This window comes from Acinetobacter sp. UBA3106 (genome assembly GCA_002365595.1).
GTDB lineage: Bacteria > Pseudomonadota > Gammaproteobacteria > Pseudomonadales > Moraxellaceae > Acinetobacter.
Genome location: DFAM01000007.1, coordinates 64,129 through 84,486, shown reverse-complemented (window position 1 = coordinate 84,486; position 20,358 = coordinate 64,129). Strand labels below are relative to the sequence as shown.

Annotated in this window: 17 protein-coding genes; 12 read left to right on the top strand and 5 right to left on the bottom strand. The window is 40.6% G+C overall.

What is annotated here, in order from left to right:
* Positions 1–147: 147 nt before the first annotated feature.
* Both glnL and glnG read left to right on the top strand, forming a co-directional pair.
* A complete protein-coding gene (gene glnL, locus B4C48_RS02415) occupies positions 148–1,257 on the top strand; it encodes a nitrogen regulation protein NR(II) (RefSeq protein ID WP_291353900.1) in 1,110 nt (369 codons plus the stop codon).
* Positions 1,244–2,722, top strand: coding sequence for a nitrogen regulation protein NR(I) (gene glnG, locus B4C48_RS02410; protein WP_291353898.1), 1,479 nt, complete (start codon positions 1,244–1,246; stop codon positions 2,720–2,722). Before glnL ends, glnG begins: the two co-directional genes overlap by 14 nt.
* A 71-nt stretch (positions 2,723–2,793) precedes the next feature.
* Here the strand turns inward: glnG and B4C48_RS02405 are convergent, their stop codons facing one another.
* The 4 genes from B4C48_RS02405 to mnmG all read right to left on the bottom strand — a co-directional run bounded on the left by B4C48_RS02405 (position 2,794) and on the right by mnmG (position 8,498).
* Positions 2,794–3,120, bottom strand: a complete 327-nt coding sequence (locus B4C48_RS02405; protein WP_291353896.1) for a hypothetical protein — start codon at positions 3,118–3,120, stop codon at positions 2,794–2,796.
* Positions 3,121–3,246: 126 nt separating this feature from the next.
* Positions 3,247–4,452, bottom strand: a complete 1,206-nt coding sequence (gene mhpT / locus B4C48_RS02400) for a 3-(3-hydroxy-phenyl)propionate transporter MhpT (protein ID WP_291353894.1) — start codon at positions 4,450–4,452, stop codon at positions 3,247–3,249.
* A 271-nt stretch (positions 4,453–4,723) separates the two neighbouring features.
* A complete protein-coding gene (locus B4C48_RS02395; protein WP_291353892.1) occupies positions 4,724–6,529 on the bottom strand; it encodes a tetratricopeptide repeat protein in 1,806 nt (601 codons plus the stop codon).
* Between the two features lie 88 nt (positions 6,530–6,617).
* Complete coding sequence (mnmG, locus tag B4C48_RS02390; protein ID WP_291353890.1) at positions 6,618–8,498, bottom strand: tRNA uridine-5-carboxymethylaminomethyl(34) synthesis enzyme MnmG; 1,881 nt, start codon at positions 8,496–8,498, stop codon at positions 6,618–6,620.
* A gap of 254 nt (positions 8,499–8,752) precedes the next feature.
* On the opposite strand from mnmG, the gene B4C48_RS02385 reads away from it, so the two are divergent.
* The 8 genes from B4C48_RS02385 (at position 8,753) to purD (ending at position 17,319) form a co-directional block, all read left to right on the top strand.
* On the top strand, positions 8,753–9,238 hold the full coding sequence (locus tag B4C48_RS02385; protein WP_291353888.1) for a hypothetical protein: 486 nt from the start codon (positions 8,753–8,755) through the stop codon (positions 9,236–9,238).
* A 128-nt stretch (positions 9,239–9,366) separates the two neighbouring features.
* Complete coding sequence (locus B4C48_RS02380) at positions 9,367–10,257, top strand: bile acid:sodium symporter family protein (RefSeq protein WP_291353886.1); 891 nt, start codon at positions 9,367–9,369, stop codon at positions 10,255–10,257.
* 270 nt (positions 10,258–10,527) lie between these two features.
* The gene (locus tag B4C48_RS02375; RefSeq protein WP_291353884.1) at positions 10,528–11,403 is read left to right on the top strand and encodes a bile acid:sodium symporter family protein; all 876 of its coding nucleotides are present in this window, start codon (positions 10,528–10,530) and stop codon (positions 11,401–11,403) included.
* Between the two features lie 133 nt (positions 11,404–11,536).
* Positions 11,537–12,454 carry a 50S ribosomal protein L11 methyltransferase gene (gene prmA / locus B4C48_RS02370; protein WP_291353882.1) on the top strand — a complete coding sequence of 306 codons (918 nt, stop codon included), beginning with the start codon at positions 11,537–11,539 and terminating at the stop codon, positions 12,452–12,454.
* A 3-nt stretch (positions 12,455–12,457) separates the two neighbouring features.
* Positions 12,458–13,336 (top strand): DUF3426 domain-containing protein, encoded by an 879-nt coding sequence (locus tag B4C48_RS02365; RefSeq protein ID WP_291353880.1) that lies wholly within the window; start codon positions 12,458–12,460, stop codon positions 13,334–13,336.
* A 392-nt stretch (positions 13,337–13,728) separates the two neighbouring features.
* The gene (fis, locus tag B4C48_RS02360) at positions 13,729–13,998 is read left to right on the top strand and encodes a DNA-binding transcriptional regulator Fis (protein WP_001086304.1); all 270 of its coding nucleotides are present in this window, start codon (positions 13,729–13,731) and stop codon (positions 13,996–13,998) included.
* Between the two features lie 95 nt (positions 13,999–14,093).
* Complete coding sequence (gene purH / locus B4C48_RS02355; RefSeq protein WP_291353878.1) at positions 14,094–15,668, top strand: bifunctional phosphoribosylaminoimidazolecarboxamide formyltransferase/IMP cyclohydrolase; 1,575 nt, start codon at positions 14,094–14,096, stop codon at positions 15,666–15,668.
* A gap of 367 nt (positions 15,669–16,035) precedes the next feature.
* A complete protein-coding gene (purD, locus tag B4C48_RS02350; RefSeq protein ID WP_291353876.1) occupies positions 16,036–17,319 on the top strand; it encodes a phosphoribosylamine--glycine ligase in 1,284 nt (427 codons plus the stop codon).
* A gap of 206 nt (positions 17,320–17,525) precedes the next feature.
* Here purD and B4C48_RS02345 read toward each other — a convergent pair whose 3' ends face one another.
* On the bottom strand, positions 17,526–17,915 hold the full coding sequence (locus B4C48_RS02345) for a hypothetical protein (RefSeq protein WP_291353874.1): 390 nt from the start codon (positions 17,913–17,915) through the stop codon (positions 17,526–17,528).
* Between the two features lie 832 nt (positions 17,916–18,747).
* Between B4C48_RS02345 and B4C48_RS02340 the strand changes: the two genes are divergently transcribed.
* Positions 18,748–19,620, top strand: a complete 873-nt coding sequence (locus B4C48_RS02340) for a MetQ/NlpA family ABC transporter substrate-binding protein (RefSeq protein WP_291353872.1) — start codon at positions 18,748–18,750, stop codon at positions 19,618–19,620.
* A gap of 73 nt (positions 19,621–19,693) precedes the next feature.
* Positions 19,694–20,358 (top strand): methionine ABC transporter ATP-binding protein (locus B4C48_RS02335; RefSeq protein WP_291353870.1); only part of this gene is annotated, 665 nt, incomplete at its 3' end.

The following is a 20,358-nucleotide window of genomic DNA, read 5'->3' as shown; positions in this document are numbered from 1 at the left end:
AGAATTTTTATTTCTACAGATGCTCAAAGTTGGCGTGCATTTTGCTTTATTTCGACAACGTTTAACTCGTTGAATGTCCCATAGCAGGGAGAAATGACAAGAAGTGCAGATGCCATTGCGCTATTTTAACTCAGGATGCTTTCGCAAATGGATCAAACCGTCGCTATCGACTACCGCCTTTTAGTGGATAATTTAACCACTGCAATTTTATTGGTCGACAGTAATCTGAATATTTTCTATTTAAATTCTTCTTGTGAATCCTTATTCGACATTAGCTTATTACGTGCAGCGGGGCAGCCGGTTTTAAATTTACTGCATATGCCAGATGATGAGTTCAATACCGAAGAAGCCTTACTCAATACCTTTAATACCGGACAACCTTATACGCGCCGGGAAGCGGCCATTAGCGTCAACTTTAAAGATATTCATGTGGATTATACGGTTTCACAAATCAATTCAGAAAAACCCTATCACCCGCTGTTACTGATTGAACTGAACCAGATTGACCGGATGCTGAAAATCTCCAAAGAAGAAAACCTGATTCAGCAGCATCAAGTGGCCCGACAACTGATTCGCGGTGTCGCTCATGAAATCAAGAACCCTTTAGGCGGTATCCGCGGCGCCACCCAGTTACTGGCGCGTAGCCTGAATGATCCACAATATGAAGAATTCACCGACATCATTATTAGCGAAGTAGACCGCTTACGTAATTTGGCCGACACCATGCTCGGCTCACGTCAGTTGCCAAGTTACGAACTGGTCAATGTGCATGAGCCTCTAGAACGTGTGCGTTCGCTCATTACCAATCAAACCAAGAAAAAAATCAAGATTACCCGTGACTACGATCTGTCTTTACCCGATGTTATGGCAGATCGAGACCAGCTCATTCAGGTCATGCTCAATATCAGCGTCAACGCCGTGCAGGCGATGATGGAAAATAAAGAATTCTTTGTTGACCATCAGCCTGAACTGATTTTAAGAACACGCATTCAGCGTCTGGTCACCATTAATGGTGTATTAAAACGCTCTGCGGTTCGTATTGATATTGAAGACAATGGTCCGGGTGTCCCTGAAGACATCCTGGAATCAGTGTTTTATCCCTTAGTCACAGGACGTGCTAAAGGCACCGGGCTCGGTTTGAGCATTGCACAAAACATCATGCACCAACATAGCGGAATGATTGAATGCCAATCTGTTCCGGGAAAAACAGTATTTAGCTTATATTTACCTTGGGAGTCTAACCATGTCGCGAAATAAAATATGGGTCATTGATGATGATCGTGCCATGCGCTGGGTTTTGGAAAAAACCTTTAAAGAAGAAGGTTTCGACGTAACCAGTTTTGAAGAAGCACAATCTGCACTGGATCAGCTCAGCATAGATGCCCCCGATGTGATTTTAACGGACATTCGCATGCCGGGCATTGATGGCCTGACGTTTCTGGGCAAAGTCAAAGGCACGCATCCTGATTTGCCTGTCATTATTATGACCGCGCATTCAGACCTGGAATCTGCCGTATCCAGCTACCAAACTGGTGCTTTTGAATATCTGCCAAAACCGTTTGATATTGATGAAGCTTTGGCACTGGTCAACCGTGCCATTTTGCATATTGCCAAATTACAGCAGCAAGAATCCGCCAAAGCCGCACCAGCCATTCAATCGACTGAAATTATTGGTGAATCTCCTGCCATGCAGGAAGTATTCCGCGCCATTGGCCGTTTATCGCAGTCGCATATCACCGTATTGATTAATGGTGAATCCGGAACCGGTAAGGAACTGGTTGCCCATGCGCTACACCGTCATTCACCGCGTAGCAGCAAACCTTTCATTGCCTTGAATATGGCTGCCATTCCTAAAGACCTGATTGAAACAGAACTTTTCGGCCATGAGAAAGGCGCATTCACGGGTGCCAACTCGCAGCGTCAAGGCCGTTTTGAACAGGCCAATGGCGGTACCCTGTTTCTAGATGAAATTGGCGATATGCCATTTGAAACCCAAACCCGATTATTGCGTGTCTTGGCAGATGGTGAATTCTACCGTGTTGGTGGACATATTCCGGTTAAGGTTGATGTACGTATTGTCGCGGCAACGCATCAAGACCTAGAAAAACTGGTGCATGACGGACGCTTCCGTGAAGATTTGTATCATCGCCTGAATGTGATCCGTATTCACATTCCAAAACTGGCACATCGCAGTGAAGACATTCCAATGTTGGCGCAGCACTTCTTGGCCCGTGCAGGTAAGGAATTAGGCGTTAATCCTAAAATCTTGCGTCCTGAAACTCAGGAATATATGCAACAACTGCCTTGGCAAGGTAACGTGCGTCAGCTGGAAAATACCTGTCGCTGGCTGACTGTGATGATTACTGGACGTGAAGTTTATCCTGAAGACCTACCATCTGAATTGAAACAAATTCCAATTCAGCGTTCAGGTGAAGATGCACCAGCACACAATACCTTTGACCGTATATCACTGCATCACTGGGATGAGTTATTGGGTCAATGGGCGATCCAGAAACTTAAAAATGGTGAAATGAAGATTCTGGACATTGCCACCCCCATGTTTGAACGCACTTTAATTACTGCCGCTTTGCAGCAAACCCGTGGCCGTAAACGCCATGCAGCTGAATTACTGGGCTGGGGACGCAATACCTTAACTCGCAAACTAAAAGAACTTGGCATGGACACTGCCGATGATGATATAGAAGAAGAAATCGAAAGCTAAATTTCCCATAACTCATAAAAAAGCGCCTCAGGGCGCTTTTTTATGGCTGTGTTTTTATAATTGTTCAGTGCCTATACGGTAAAACCCACATAACGAAAATACCCTTCTGCACCCAGATCTGATTTAAAAATCAGATAATCAGGATAAGTTGCTTGAGTGATTTCGGCAAACATATTCACCTGATCATCATTGGCATGCAGATCATCTACAGTACGTGGCATGCTTTGCTCAAATTCATCGGTCATATATTCAAAGCCGATATCCATGGCAATAAATAAAGTATGCTCACAAGGTTGCACATACTGCTCTTCAGCCCAGTCAATGACATTTTGCTGGCAATGTGGGCATGCAATATTATCTGTTGCCTGAATGGATAATGAAATAAGTTGATAAGCCATATAAAAGTTGATCTGTTGTACTATGCATGCATTTTAACAAACTATTTTCACTTGGCTATTTTTTCAAAGCAGATTTGCAATAAAAAAGGGAATCCTTAAGATCCCCTTCCTTATACTGTTACGTTTCTATTTATGTGCAGCTTTATAACGTGATAATGCCGTCACAGCCACTGCCGAGATCGCCACAGCAGGTAAACTGGCCATTAAAATACCTGTGGTTCCCAAACCCAGTGCCAAGATTTTCCCAGTCAGTAACGGACCCGTCATTGCACCTAATCGACCCAAAGAAATCGCACTGCCCACGCCTGTCACTTTACCTATGCCTGAATAGAAAATCGGTGAAATACCATACAGAATCGATTGCCCGCCAGTAGAGAATATTCCACCCATCACTCCAGCCACAATTAATACAGGTACAGATGTAGTCGTGAACAATAGAACCAAAGCAATAAATAAACCGCTATAAATAATCGCCGCCATTTGCCAAAGTTTTAAACGATCTAGCAAATAACCCAAAGCTAAAGTACCAATCACAGCACCGACCTGGAATACCAGCATCACCATAAAAGCTGGTGATTTTGCTAGCCCTTGCTCCATCAACAAGTTCGGTAGCCAGCTAATCAGAATATAATTGATCATCAGAGTAAAGAAGAATCCCACCCAAAGTGGCAGAGTATTTTTATATTGTTGGTTTTTAAATAGAACTTGAACCATACCCGGTACAGCTTCAGCAGAAACCTGTTCAATTGCCACTTTCTTCGGCTTGTCTTTAAGAATCATTGCCATGAATGGGAGCAGTGCCAATGGTGCCAAGCCTCCAATCAGGAAAAGCGTATGCCAAGAAATATCTTTAAATAAGATAGCCAAGCCCGCAACGAAGATTGCGCCTACCGGTAATCCGCAATACATCAAGCTGTTCAGCTTGCCACGATTGGCTTCATTCGCCTCATCACCCACCACGGAAATCATGGTCGGCATTGCAGCGCCTAAACCTAATCCGGTAAAGAAGCGCGCTGCATATAAAACTTCAGCGCTTGGCGCGATTGCAGTCAATGACATAAACACGCCGAAAATTGCAATTGACAGCATTAAAACTTTCTTCTGCCCCAAATAGTCAGCAACACGACCACCAAAGAATGCCCCAAATAACATTCCAAATACACCTAAACTAAATACATAGCCCATTTGCACTTGACCTAAAGCAAATGTTTCAGCAATTCCTTTTGCTGCAATACCGGGAGCTTGAAGATCAAAACCTTCAAAAAATGCGACCCAAAAACACAAAAAGACGATTAAGAATTTCTGCATTTTACCTGTTTGTATTTGTGCCATGATTGACCTCCGTCCATAGTAAGCAAATTGACTTGTAGCAATCTGCTTCACTATTTTCAGATCAATCTGTTGAAATAAATACCACGACAATGGTCGGGTTAATATCCCAAATGAATTCAGTCAAATCATTCAGTTATATTAAAAAGGCTATCTACCTATACATTTCAAGTCTTAATATTATATTTTTTATATGAAATACAAAAACTTAATAAAACAGAAGCTTGTAACTATGCAATGATAGATTTAAACAATAGTTCATAAAATTCTTCCATTATTTCTTCCAGAATTTCCATTTGCTTGGCTTTGGTATTTTTTCCTCAATACGTGCCAAACCTGCAAGCGCCTCCTTATTCATTTGACTATAACGACTTAAATATTCAGGATTAAGCTGCCCAGCCACATATTCCGGCCACATGCTTTCAGAAGGCTTGCGCAAAGCGCGTTCATACCATTTTTGCGCCAACGCCAAGTTTTGATTAAAGTACAGGCCATTTTCATATAAATAGCCCATTTGATATTCCGCATAATAATTTTTCTGATCTGCTGCTTTTTGAATCCAATAAGCCGCTTCTTCCAGATTTTTTTCAGTATATATGCCCTGCAAATACCAATCCCCCACTTGCGACTGTGAAGCGATATCTCCCTTTTGAGCATTTAATAGAAACAGCTTAAAGAACAGCGCTTTTACTTCCGGCATGTGAAGCAAACTGTCTATATTGCGAATTTCCGCTGAAATTTGGTCAATCGAATAGCTAGCAGCATGATTAAGCGCATATTCAGCCTGCTGAAGGGGACTGTCCTGAGTAAATTGAGCAAGAAGCTGCGCCGCTTCAGCCTGCATAGCCTCAATACCCGAGATTCGCGCCTGAAGAACAACATTCAAATGTTCTTTAGCTTTCATGGCATCCTGCTCAACACCCCGCCCATCAATATACATTCGGCCTAAACTTAAATCCGCAGCAACAACTTTTCCGGCTGCCTTCATATACAGCGCAGCAGCTTTTTCCAAATCTTGAACAACACCTGTCCCATTTTCATATTTATCAGCCAAATTATTGATTGCGATAATATGATCTTTATCAGCAGCTTTTTGATACCAGTAGACAGAGCGTTCATAATCTTGGCCGGTACCAATACCATCCTGATACATCCAGCCCAGCTGATAAGCTGCATTGGACATATTGCTGAGTTCTTCATCTGGCGCTTGCCTTGCAATTTTTAAATAAAGCTGAAGCGCTCTTTCCGCATTGACTGCATTAGGATTTGCTTCACGATAGCCAGCATGTGCAGAGTGCAGAAACTCAGTCAGCCAACCAAAGCGGCAATAACCTGCAAGTGCCATGACTGCCGGCCAGCTTCCCAGCTGAGCTGCCTGTTCCAGCAGCTTTAAACTTTGCTGAAAATCCTGTGGGACTGCACTGCCCTGCGCATAGCATTCCGCCAGCATATACAATCCGACTTTGTCCTTCCGCTCAACTGCTTTGAGCAGCCATTGCCGTGTTCCTTCATAGTTTCTCTGCAGCACATTCCCTAAGCTGAATTCCTGCGCCAAAGTACACATAGCCGGTGAAAAAGATGAGGTCGCAGATTTGCGGAGCAAATCAATATATGTGTGATGATCTTGATCTATCCGTGCCTGCTGCGCCTGAAAATGCTGGTATATGCCAGGATACACTCCTGCACGCTGATCAATCATATTTAAGATTCTAAGGCCATGACCCGATTGAATATCCTCGAAATGCTCTATACGGCCAATCAACCCCAAACGAATAGCAATATCATCAGCATTTACCAGCCAGCGCGTTGTCCAATACAGCTCGGGCACATCTTTTGCCAGCATTACTTCCGGCAAAGGTTCAAAATGATTTGGCCGCTCAACGGTTTTACAGAACATTGCAGGCGACTCAACCTCTGGATGTATCAATGAGACACCGATCACTTCTCCCGCATTGGTTTTAACAATATCCCATACCTTCATTACAGGCTGACGCCAATGATACATTCCCCCCGCAGGCGTAAGATTCAGAACAATATCCCCTGATCGTATTTCTTCACCGCTTGAATAGCACAAGTCCATGTACAGCCCTAATTTTTATAATGATTGAGCTTATTTATACACAAAAAAGCCCGCATTGCGCGGGCTTTTTTCAATATTTTTTTAGAACTTAAGCAGATTTTTTTGCCTGATTATTCTTCCGGATGGTAATCATCACCAGTTGAACAGCGGCTGGCGTTACACCCGGAATACGACCGGCTTGAGCAAGCGTTTCAGGACGAACATCTTTCAATTTAAGCGTAATTTCACGAGAAAGACCAGAAACCACATCATAATCAAAGTCTGCAGGAATACGGGTTTCTTCCAGACGTTTCATTTGAGCTACATCTTCTTGCTGACGGTTGATATAACCTTCGTATTTCACAGCAATTTCAATTTGCTCACCGACAAATGCAGATACTTTTGAATCAGTCAATTCGGCAATTTGTGAGAAGTTGATATTTGGACGCTTCAACAAATCAATTGCAGAACACTCTTTAGACAGATCCGCCCCAGTCATTTCAACGAATTTTTTACCCATCGGGTTATTCGGTGCAGCCCAAAGATGTTGCAAACGACCTTTTTCCGTTTCTACTGCTTCCATTTTTTCACAATAAGCTGTCCAGCGTTCATCATTCACCAGACCCATTTCACGGCCGATTGGGGTTAAACGCTGATCAGCATTGTCTTCACGTAGCATCAAACGGTATTCTGCACGTGAAGTAAACATGCGGTACGGTTCTTTGGTACCTAAAGTAATCAGGTCATCGACAAGTACGCCCATGTACGCTTCATCACGTTTAGGTGTCCATTGTTCTTGATCCCATGCACGGCGCGCAGCATTCAAACCGGCCAATAAACCTTGCGCACCCGCTTCTTCATAACCGGTTGTACCGTTAATTTGACCGGCAAAGTACAGGTTATTGATGGCTTTGGTTTCTAACGAGAATTTCAACGCTTGGGGGTTGAAGTAATCATATTCAATGGCATAACCCGGACGAAGAATGTGTGCATTTTCCATACCACGGATTGAGCGAACCAATTCGAATTGAACATCAAATGGAAGCGATGTTGAAATACCGTTCGGATAAAGCTCGTGTGTATCCAAACCTTCAGGCTCTAAAAATACCTGATGTGAATCTTTATCGGCAAATTTGTGAATTTTATCTTCAATCGATGGGCAGTAACGTGGACCCACACCTTCAATCACACCGGTATACATCGGTGAGCGGTCTAAACCGCCACGGATAATATCGTGAGTACGTTCATTGGTATGTGTGATGTAGCAGTTAATCTGTTCCGGATGCATAGAGGCATCACCCATGAATGACATGGTTGGAGACGGGAAATCACCCGGCTGTGGCGTCATGACAGAGAAATCAACTGAACGTGCATCAATACGTGGGGGTGTACCTGTTTTTAAACGCCCTACTGGCAAGTTTAATTCACGTAAACGTGCTGCCAATGAAATTGATGGCGGATCACCGGCACGACCACCGCTCGATTTCTCTAAACCAACGTGAATCACACCACCCAAGAATGTACCTGTTGTTAACACGACAGTTTTCGCATCAAAGCGGATACCCATTTGGGTTACCACACCTTTAACGGTATCGCCTTCCACAATCAGGTCATCTGCAGCCTGCTGGAAAATATCCAGGTTCGCTTGGTTTTCCAATGTTTCACGAATCGCAGCTTTAAAGCGTACACGGTCAGCCTGCGCACGCGTTGCACGAACCGCAGCACCTTTACGTGAATTTAGAATACGGAATTGAATACCGCCTTTATCGGCCGCCAATGCCATGGCACCGCCCAAAGCATCAATTTCACGTACCAGATGAGATTTACCAATACCACCGATGGCCGGGTTACAGCTCATCTGCCCTAAAGTCTCAATGTTATGAGTTAAGAGCAGAGTCTGTCGACCCATACGCGCTGCAGCAAGGGCTGCTTCGGTACCTGCGTGACCGCCACCGATAACAATGACATCGTAAACTTTAGGATAATGCATAATGGTTTGAGAGATAAAAAATGATGACGGAGTATTATATCAAAACTGAACAAAATAAGTTGACAAAATGAGTCGAATTTATTGATGAGAGTTGAATTGATTTGCAATCCCTTAATGTTGCAATGTAATCCGGATTTTCAGACTCGCTATAGAAATTAAACATTTAAGTAAAGTTTTTTACTTGAATAGCATTGTTTAATTTTAATTACTTTTTAAGCTATAGGTTGGGTACATTACTAACAAAGGTATAAAAGATGAATAAGAATATTGTCCTCTCATCCATTCTCTGTGGCTTGTGTCTTGCACCATTTGCAGCTTCAGCAAATGATAAAGTCGAAAAAGTATATGATGCTCAAAGATACCAAAAGGTATGTAAAGGAAAGAGCCAAGGCGCACCAGTCAGTTTTGCATATCGCGGTATTATTTGGAATGGTACTTGTGAACCTCAATTCTTCCCTTCTGCAAAAAATTCTTCCATTACAGGCAATGAAGCTGAGCTAAGCACCGCATGTAGTGGAGATACAGGTGCAACCACAGCGACTATCAACGGGACTGAAGTGAAAGGCAAATGTGCTTTAGGTTTCATGCCTCCTCGTCCTTCAGCTCAATCACAAATGCAAATGCAACAATCCCAACCGCAAATGCAGTCTCAACCGCAAATGCAACAGTCACAACCACAAATGCAAACTCAACCTCAAATGCAGTCACAACCTGAGATGCAACCGCAACAATCTCCATAAAAAGTTAAATTAATTCAAATTATTAACGGGTAAAATAGTTGAATTTTACCCGTTTCATATATTGCTTATTTAAAAATCTTGTTTAAACTCTAAGGAGATCAAAGGATAAAAACAAAAAAGGATATTCCATGGATTCAGGACTCTTTACCCTTTTTTTACCCCTTATCATTGCCTTTATGATGATTGGTTTAGGGCTTGAACTTACTGTTAAAGATTTTCTTCGTATCCGTTATCATCCTAAAGCTATTTTTTTAGCGTTATTTTCACAACAAGTGATTTTGGTTGGCATTGCATTTTTTATTTGTATTTTATTCAAACCGTCTCCACTTTTGGCGGTAGGCTTAATGCTGCTTTCTGCTTCTCCAGGTGGTCCTACAGCAAATTTAATTAGCTATATTTTTAAGGGAGATGTGGCATTAAATCTTACCCTTACCACTCTTAATTCTATTATTTGCATTTTTACCCTGCCTTTTATTGTTAATTTATCCATGCATTATTTTTTAGGCGAATCGCAAAGCATTAGCATGCCTATTGAAAAAATTTTCCAGGTATTTTTAATTATTTTTGTTCCGGTTTGTATAGGGATGCTGATCCGTTTCCTGACCCCCAAAACTGCATTTCGCCTGAATAAACCGATGCGATTATTTTCGGTTATCTTTTTAATTTTAATTTTGTTGTACGCGCTGTATATAGAAAGATTCCACGTCATTGAATATTTTACCGAGATTGGCATTGCCATGGCCTTATTTTGCCTGATCAGTTTTTTAGTGGGCTATCTGGTTCCGTATTTATCTGGAGTTTCCGAAAGACAGGCTCGTGCATGTACCTTTGAAGTGGGAATTCACAATACTGGTCTGGCGCTGACAATTGCACTTTCAGTATTATCCAATACCACCATTGCGATCCCGGCAGGGATTTATACTATTTTTATGTATATTTTCGCCTTTGCATTTGGTTTTATCCTGACCAAAAACCCACAACTGCTGAATAAAACCAATACACGCACTTTAAATGGCTAAACGACATCTGCCCTGTTGAGACAATACTTTAATCAACACGTATATGAGTCATCAGTTTAAAATTTTGTCATTCACTCTTCTAAAATCAACCATGAAAATGCCTCGCTGCAGAGGCATATATATGAAATTCACTCCTTGTTATTGATATCAAGCTGGAGTATTAAACCATATATATATTTGTTCATACATCTATGTGATCACCAGAGCTGCATAGTAAAAAAATCAGTAAAAACTTAACTCAACAAGAATAAATAAGACAGGAGATTTCAAATGGATTCAGGAATCATCACTATTTTACTGCCTTTGGCGCTAGCTATTATTATGGTGGGCTTGGGCCTGGAGCTCACGCCAAGAGACTTTGCCAGAGTCACAAAACACCCCAAAGCCGTTTTAATTGCGCTATTTTGCCAATTAGTCCTTTTAGTGGGTATTGCATTTGTTCTGTGTAAGGTTTTGGCTCTCCCTCCTTTGTTGGCAGTAGGCTTAATGCTGCTTGCAGCTTCTCCGGGTGGCAGTACCGCCAATTTGTTTAGCTATCTATTTAAAGGTGATTTAGCACTCAACATCACCCTGACTGCAATTAATTCAGTGATTGCTGCGCTAACCTTACCTCTTATTGTCAACTTTGCCATTCAACACTTTATCAATGACGGACAACAGATTAACTTACAGTTCAGTAAAATCCTGCAAGTCTTTGCCATTATCATTGTCCCGGTTTGTATAGGTATGCTGATCCGGCACTATGCCCCACATTTCACAGAAAAATTAAATAAATCACTACGCATCTTCGCTGTTCTATTTTTAATCTCCATTATTATTGGCGCAATTGTCAGTGAACGTCAGAATATTACTGAATACCTGGCTCAAGTGGGCATTGCAACTGCGCTGTTCTGCATGTTCAGCCTGTGTATCGGATACTTCTTGCCGCGGCTGTTCGGTATTAACAGTGCACAAGCACGTGCCTGTGCCTTTGAAATTGGCATTCACAACAGCACCCTGGCCATGACTATTGCACTGACCGTGATGGCGAACTCCACCGTTGCCATGCCAGCTGCAGTATATTCCATTTTCATGTATATCTTCGCCGCGCTCTTTGGCATGTTCTTGAATAAAATCGCGCCACATCCAGCGCCTATAGCGACCTGATTCAGCTTGCATAATAAAGGACGTCAATGTATGTCCTTTTCTTTTTTCAGGATAGTTTTTATCAATATATAGTGGTTTCATCCTGAGTTCCGTTACAATGGCATCTTTATAAAGACAAATTTAGGTTATCTCCGTGAAGTGGTTACAAATTCATATTACTGTTGAGCAAGCTCAAGTTGATTTTACTGAAACCCTGTTAAGTTCATTAGGTGCGGTAAGCGTAACTTTAGATGATGCTGAAAATCAGGACTTGCTTGAACCGCTTCCAGGTGAAACGCCTCTCTGGAATAAAGTGATTGTAACTGGCATCTATGCGCAGGAAGAAGACGAAGAAATTGATGTAGATGCGCTAGTGACCTTTATTACTGCACAGATGCCTGAGGCACCATTACGTTACGAGTTTATTGAAGATCAGGAATGGGAACGTACCTGGATGGATGCCTACGAACCTATTCAGATTGCCGAGAAATACTGGATTGTACCTGAATGGATGGAAGCTCCGGAAGCTGATGCCGTGAACATTAAGCTTGATCCAGGTCTGGCTTTTGGTACTGGTAACCATGCCTCAACCTTCCTTTGTCTGCAATGGCTCGGTCAAACCGATGTGAAAGATAAAATTGTGATCGACTATGGTTGTGGTTCAGGCATTTTAGGCGTTGCCGCTTTATTGCTGGGTGCAAAAAAAGTGTATGCCACTGATATTGATCCGCAAGCTGTGTTGGCGACCCAACAAAATGCCGAACTGAATGGTGTACTGGAAAATCTGTTTGTAGGTCTGCCAGACGAGTTCAATGAAGAACTGAAGGATCAGAAAGCCGATGTGTTTGTTGCCAACATTCTTGCAGGTCCTTTAATGGCCCTTGCGCCTGAATTCGCAACTTTGGTTAAATCTGAGGGAGAGTTCGCACTTGCCGGTATATTAGAAGAGCAAGTTGCTGATGTTTCTAGTGTTTATTCTGAATTTTTTGATATACTGCAAATCGAAAAACGTGACGAACATTGGTGTCGAATTTCGGGTAAACGCCAAAATACCCAAGCAAACCTTGAATAGACTATGAGCGAAAAACAAACCTCCTGCCCTAACTGTTTGACCAAGTACAAAGTCTCTGTGGCTCAACTTACAGTTGCTCGCGGGATGGTTTGTTGTGCAAAATGCTCAACCAATTTTAATGCCTTGACCCATCTGGTGGTAGACAAAGAAGAAACTTTCTCTACTGCCACTCAAACAAATTCATCTTTAAATCCAGTTCAAGAAGCCTATGCATCTCATGAACTGTCGTCTGATCTGTTCATTGGCAATCAAAAAGCAGAACAACATTTATTAGACATTTACGATCGTAAAGTCGAAAACTCAAATATTGATTTAAAGACCTATCTGAATAACTTAAATTATTTTAGTACTGATCCTATTGGCAACTATCCCGCACTGAACTGGTCAGAAAAAGCTGAACAGGAAAAAAAATATGGTGCGGGGCATTATGTTTTATGGGGGATAATTAACTTATGTTTAGTCAGTTTACTTATTTTGCAGTTTTTCTGGTTTAATCCGAAAATTTTAAACAACAGTCCGGTCATTAGTGCTCTGTTTAATACTGCATGTCAGGCATTTAAATGTTCAATTATGGAAGAGAATTATCGTCTGATCTCCACCAACAAGGTAAAGGTTAAACAAATTTCCCGACAAAAAACCCAGTTCACTGGAGAACTGATTAACTATCATACCCAAAGTTTGGCCCTTCCAATGATCAAGGTAAATTTGAAAGAGAATGGGGAAACGATCTCGACCTATTCCTTTATGCCTTCTGAATATTTAATTGAAAGTCTTCAAGGAATTCAACGAATCCCTCAGAATAGTCCTTTCAAATTCAAATTTAGCATTCCGGTAGCACGCAAAAGCTTTGACACTTATAGTTTAGAAATAATTCGTCCGTAATATTGAAAAAAACTATTAAAAAATACAAAAAAATGTAAAAAAAATGCAGTTTTCTTGCTCACTTTTTCTTAGACAATGCTATCATACGCGCCACGAAAGCTATGTGCTACAAACTCCTCGATAATTTTCACAACAAAATCGTCTAACTGAAATGCGCTTTATTTGATATTGCGTATCGAGTAGATTTTTTTGTTTTGATTTTGGTTGGTAACAAATATTAATCTATTGTTACGCTTAAATTTCGATCAAAAACGTTGAGTTGTGGCAAGCTAAATGATCAAGTTTTAGAACTCTAGCTTTAGGATCTAAAACTGGAGTTCATTTAATTTTTATAGACCACTTTTATATATCTCTTTACCCAAGTGATATTTTGATTTTTCGGATTAATTCGCATGAATAGCAAATCTCCTATTTTTACTGCACAATCTGATGTCGCTCTTCGTATCCACGTAGATCGCGCAGTTCGCCATTATTTTGCACAATTGCAAGGCGAGCAACCCTCTCAGGTGTATGACATGGTGCTAGCAGAAATGGAGAAGCCTCTTCTATCTGTAGTTCTTGAATATACGCGTGGTAACCAGACACGTGCTGCCGAGATTCTCGGACTAAACCGTGGTACTTTACGTAAAAAGTTGAAAGCTCACGGTTTAATGAGTGAATAAATGATAAAATGCTTGCGGCTTCCGCAGGCATTTTTTTTAACCTGCATTTTGCTAATTTGTTTTAATCTGTTCCTTTGAAAACTGTGACGAAGATCATGACTATTAAACGCGCTTTAATCTCTGTTTCTGACAAGACTGGTATTGTTGAGTTTGCACAAGACCTTGCTGCTCTTGGGGTAGAAATTTTATCTACTGGTGGTACATACAAATTGTTAAAAGACAATAATGTTGCCGTAGTTGAAGTTTCAGAGCACACTGGTTTCCCAGAGATGATGGACGGCCGTGTAAAAACACTACATCCGAAAATTCATGGTGGTATCCTGGCTCGTCGCGGTCTAGACGAAGCTGTGATGGCAGAACACAACATTGATGCAATTGATTTGGTTGTAGTTAACCTTTATCCATTTGCTGCAACTGTTGCAAAACCGAACTGTTCACTGGCAGATGCGATTGAAAACATCGACATCGGCGGTCCTACTATGGTTCGTGCTGCTGCAAAAAACCATGCATCTGTAGGTATTGTGGTAAATGCATCTGACTATGCAACTGTAGTTGCCGAGCTTAAAGCTGATGGTGCTTTATCTTACGCAACACGTTTTGACTTGGCGGTTAAAGCATTTGAACATACTGCGCAATATGATGGCATGATCGCTTCTTACCTTGGCGCTCGCGTAGGTGTCGAGGAAGGTCAGGCAGACAAATTTGCACGTACTTTCAATACTCAATTGAATAAAGCACAAGACCTTCGTTACGGTGAAAACCCACATCAAGCTGCTGCTTTCTATGTAGAAGCTGATGCGACTGAAGCATCTGTATCAACTGCGAAACAGCTGCAAGGTAAAGAACTCTCTTATAACAACATCGCAGATACTGACGCAGCACTTGAATGTGTGAAATCATTCGCGAAACCTGCTTGCGTGATCGTTAAACACGCCAACCCATGTGGTGTTGCAGTGTCTTTAGACGGTATCAAAGCTGCTTATGACCTTGCTTATGCAACAGATCCTGAATCTGCATTCGGCGGCATCATTGCATTCAACCGTGAATTAGACGTTGCAACTGCGCAAGCCATTGTAGATCGTCAATTTGTTGAAGTGATCATTGCACCGAGCGTTGCTGAAGGCGTTCTTGAGGTTACTGGTGCGAAGAAAAACGTACGTGTTTTAGTTTGTGGTGAACTTCCAGCAATCGATGCGCGTCAATCGCAACTTGACTACAAACGCGTAAACGGCGGTTTACTGGTTCAAGACCAAGACTTGGGCATGATCACGAAAGATGATCTTAAAGTTGTGACCAAACGTGCACCAACTGAGCAAGAAATTGACGACATGATTTTTGCCTGGAAAGTTGCGAAATACGTGAAATCTAACGCCATTGTTTATGCTAAAAACCGTCAAACCATTGGTGTGGGCGCAGGTCAAATGAGCCGCGTAAACTCTGCTCGTATTGCTGCGATTAAAGCTGAACATGCTGGTCTAGTAGTTGAAGGTGCTGTAATGGCGTCTGACGCATTCTTCCCATTCCGTGATGGTATTGATAACGCAGCGAAAGCGGGTATCAAATGCATTATCCAGCCGGGTGGTTCTATGCGTGATGAAGAAACAATTGCTGCTGCTGATGAAGCTGGCATTGCAATGGTCTTCACTGGCATGCGTCATTTCCGTCACTAAGACATAAATTTTCAATAATTTCATATCCTAAATAAGGATACGCGGAAACGTCATCCGCAACTGTTCGAGGCAGAAATTTATAAAATATATAAAGTTTCTGCGAGGCACTTGATCATTGATGAACAATGACGAGTTTTGCGGATGACAATGGTTTTGCCTACTTTTCCCGTAAGAAAAGTAGGTCGAACCGAAGGTTATTCCAGCATTACAGACTTTATTGAAAAGACGCCGTCGTGATTAATAAATTTGATATACTTAGATAATAGATTGTTATTTAAGAATTATTAACTTTAAGTCTTTCATAAAGTCCTCTCCTATTTTTAGGCTGAGGACTTTATGTCATTTTCGATTCATGGAGTATGAACCGATGAATATTTTAGTTTTGGGTAATGGTGGTCGTGAACATGCATTGGCATGGAAAATCGCGCAAGATGACAAAGTCGCAAAAGTATTTGTAGCACCGGGCAATGCAGGTACTGCAACAGAAAATAAATGCGAAAATGTTGCCTTAAATATTTTAGACAATACAGCAATTATCGACTTTGCAAAAAACAATGCGGTTGATTTAGTGGTTGTTGGTCCTGAAGCACCACTTGTAAATGGTGTTGTGGATGCTTGTCGTGAAGCTGGCGTTAAAATTTGGGGTCCAACTCAATTTGCTGCACAACTTGAAGGCTCTAAAGCATTTGCCAAGCACTTCTTAAAACGCCACAACATTCCAACTGCTTTCTATGACGTGTTCACTGAAGTAGATGCAGCAAAAGCATTTGTTGAAAAAAATGGTGCGCCAATCGTGATCAAGGCTGATGGTCTTGCTGCGGGTAAAGGCGTGATTGTTGCCATGACCAATCAGGAAGCATTCGATGCGATTGATGACATGCTTGCAGGCAACAAATTTGGTGATGCCGGCTCACGTGTGGTGATTGAAGAATTCCTTGCAGGTGAAGAAGCGTCTTTCATTTGTATGATTGATGGCGACAACATCTTGCCAATGGCAACTTCGCAAGATCACAAACGTATCTTCGAAGGCGACCAAGGTCCAAATACTGGCGGTATGGGTGCTTACTCTCCTGCGCCAGTTGTAACGGCTGAAGTCTTTGAAAAAACCATGAATGAAGTGATGCGTCCTACCGTTGCAGGTATGAAAAAAGACGGTCATGTTTATACAGGTTTCTTATACGCAGGCTTGATGATTGATGAACAAGGTCAACCTAAAGTGATCGAGTTCAACTGTCGTTTTGGCGACCCAGAAACACAACCGATCATGATGCGTTTAAAATCATCTTTAGTTGATTTGGTTGAAGCTGGTATTGAAGGTAACCTTCCTGGGGAAGCTGAATGGGATGAGCGCAAAACTGTTGGTATCGTACTTGCATCACGTGGCTACCCTGAAACTTCAAGCAATGGTGATGTGATTTCAGGTTTAGACACTGAAATGGCAGATGCGAAAGTGTTCCATGCAGGTACAAAAGCCAATGAAAATGGTGATATCGTAACAGCTGGTGGTCGTGTACTTTGTGTGACTGCACTCGGCAATACGATTGGTGAAGCACAAGCAAAAGCTTTGGAACTTTGCCAAAAAGTGACTTTTGACGGCGTTCAATATCGTAAAGATATTGGTTACCGCGCAATTGCACGTGAAAATGCTTAATTAAAATTAAGAATAAAAAACCCGCTTAATGCGGGTTTTTTATTTATAACAATAAACTTTTAAGCTCTAAATTTAAGACAGTCAATGTGATATTTCACTCTAAAAAATCCAATTTGTTTTAAACTATACTTAAGTAAATGTTTTTAAATAACTAAAATTTATTTCGTATAAGGTGTATTAGGTTAATTTTAGTTTTTATAATTTAATCACATTTTTGATCGGTATTCTTCAAGGTTTAGCTTACAACCAATATATGATTTCTGCTGATTTTCATGAAACTTATTAAAATCATCCAAACTAGAATCATCATCAAGATTGTTTTGCTTCACCCATGCTTTATAAGCAGAGAAATTCTGAATCACAAAATCTAATAAATTTACTCTAGCTTTGGTTAAGTCACACCACTTACTTTTAGATTCCAGTTTTTCTGAAAATGGAACTTTTTTATCATCATAATCCCTAGAATAGATCATATTATTAATTATGGCTTTATTGAGTTCACCATTTAAATTTCGATACTGTTGATCAAATTCGTCACTAGATAAAGCAAAACAACTGCTACTAACAAATAATAGTATAAAGCTTAGTAATTTCATTATTTTAAATACCCTAAATTTTCATTTATTATAAAAGAAATTTCATCGAATTCTGAGTCTATTTAACATAATAGTAGTTATAATATAGGAAATCGGAGACGTAAACCCGAAAAGCCAACTTTGAAACAAATTGGTTTCTTTCTAATCAACATTGAAACCTTTTGCCAATAATTTCGTTAAAAAAGCTGTCGATTTTATCATTTTTCTGATTTCTCAACGCTTCATTTCCTGAATAATCGCCCAATTCTTAAAAGCAATATTTCGTATAATAACCTGTACTCCTCTCCCATCTCTCTTATTTTTCAGTAACCTATTTACTAGGTTCTTTTTATTTTGAATTTAAGCGACAAGCCCCCCCCTAAACATCAAGAAATAAAATTAAAAATATGAAATTAGCACTTATCCATTTTTCATCTTTGTATTTTCTAAAAATTTATATAGAAACAAAATTCTTTTAATTATCAGTTTTATTCATTGTAATAAATTTAATCTATTGTTTTATGAGTTAATTTATTAAAACATCTCACTTTCTTATATAAAATCAAGCTAAGTATCAGATTTATAATTACTATTATGCATAATAAAAAATTGCTATCATTACTCAAATTTAAAGTTAGCCTGAATGAACAAAGCTGCTTTGATACAGCGAGACTTGCTATTCTCAGCTTTGCATTGATCAGGTTATGCGACTGATATCTGATTGCATTGAATTTCAGGTCATTTTAAAGTCGTATGCATCAATCGGTTTTTACTGATTCAAGCTTGATTTAATCTCTCAATACAATAGATTCGTAAATTTAAAGCCAAAATTAAATTTACTTAGGATGAATACATGAAAAAGCTCCTTGGTCTTGTACTAGGCTTAACCGTTGGCTTAGCTGGCTGCGGCAAACAAGAAGCACCTGCATCTGATGCCGCTCAAAATAAAGATTCTTCGGGATTACAAACTGTCACTATGGCATCTACAGGTTCGGATGCTGAAGTTTGGCGTTATATTGCTGCCCTTCCGGAAACCAAAGCTGCCGGCATTAAGCTAGAAGTGAAAAACTTTACTGACTATGTGTCTATGAACACTGCTGTAGCCAATAAAGAAATTGATGTGAATGCATTCCAGTCTTATGCCTATCTGGTTGCTTTCAACGAGTCCAATAAAGACAAGATTGCCCCGCTTTCTACTACTTACCTTGAACCAATGGGTATTTACTCAAGTAAAGTGAAGAAACTGGATGAGTTTAAAACAGGTGCAACCATTGCCATTCCTAATGATGGGGCAAATGAATCACGTGCATTATTGTTACTTCAATCTGCCGGTTTGGTTAAGTTAAAACCTAATTTTGACAATGTAAAAGGCACACCTGCTGATGTTGTTGAAAACAACAAAAAAATTGTGATTAAACCTATTCAGATGGCAACTGCTGTACGTGTGAAAGACGAAGTCGATGCAATTGTATTGGGTAATACCCTGGCAATGGAAGGTGGCTTGAATGTGCTGAAAGACTCTATTTATTATGAGCCAATCGACCAGAGCACCAAAATGAATGTCAATATTCTTGCTGTTGCAGCTGACCATCAAAATGACCCTGTGCTGAAAAAAGTAGGCGCGCTTTACCACACCGAAGCCGTGAAAAAATTTGTTCAGGAAAAATTTGCTGGCACTAAAGTTGACGTAAATAAACCGATTAGCTATCTCACTGAAGCAAAATAGTAATATAATTGGTACATCTAAACAGGCAAAGTTTCTTTGCCTGTTTTTCTTTTTATAGATAGTTTTTGACCATATGATTGAATTTAAAAATATTTCAAAACACTATCAGCTTAAAGGTCAAACAATTCGTGCCCTGGATCAAATTAATTTACAGATTCCAGATGGCAGTATTTTTGGCATTATTGGCTATAGTGGTGCGGGTAAAAGTACCTTAATCCGCCTGATTAATTTGCTCGAACGACCAAATGATGGTCAAGTCATCATTAATCAAAAAGACTTTACTGCATTGGATGCACGTTCATTACGTCAAGAACGTGCCAATATTGGTATGATCTTTCAGCATTTTAATTTGTTGCAGAGCAAAACTGTCGCAGCCAATATCGAAATGCCAATGAAACTGTTGGGCTGGAGCAAAGCCGAGCGTGAAAAACGTTTAGCGGAATTGCTCGAGTTTATTGATCTTAAGCATAAAAAAGATGCTTACCCGGATGAACTGTCTGGCGGTCAGAAACAGCGTGTCGGTATTGCGCGTGCCCTCGCCAATCATCCGAAAATTTTACTCTGCGATGAAGCGACTTCAGCACTGGATCCGCAGACCACCAAATCTGTTTTAGATTTGCTTAAAAAGATTAATAAAGAACAAGGCATTACCATTGTCATGGTGACACATGAAATGGATGTCATTGAAACTGTGTGTGATTATGTTGCGGTGATGGAACAGGGTCAGGTGATCGAAAC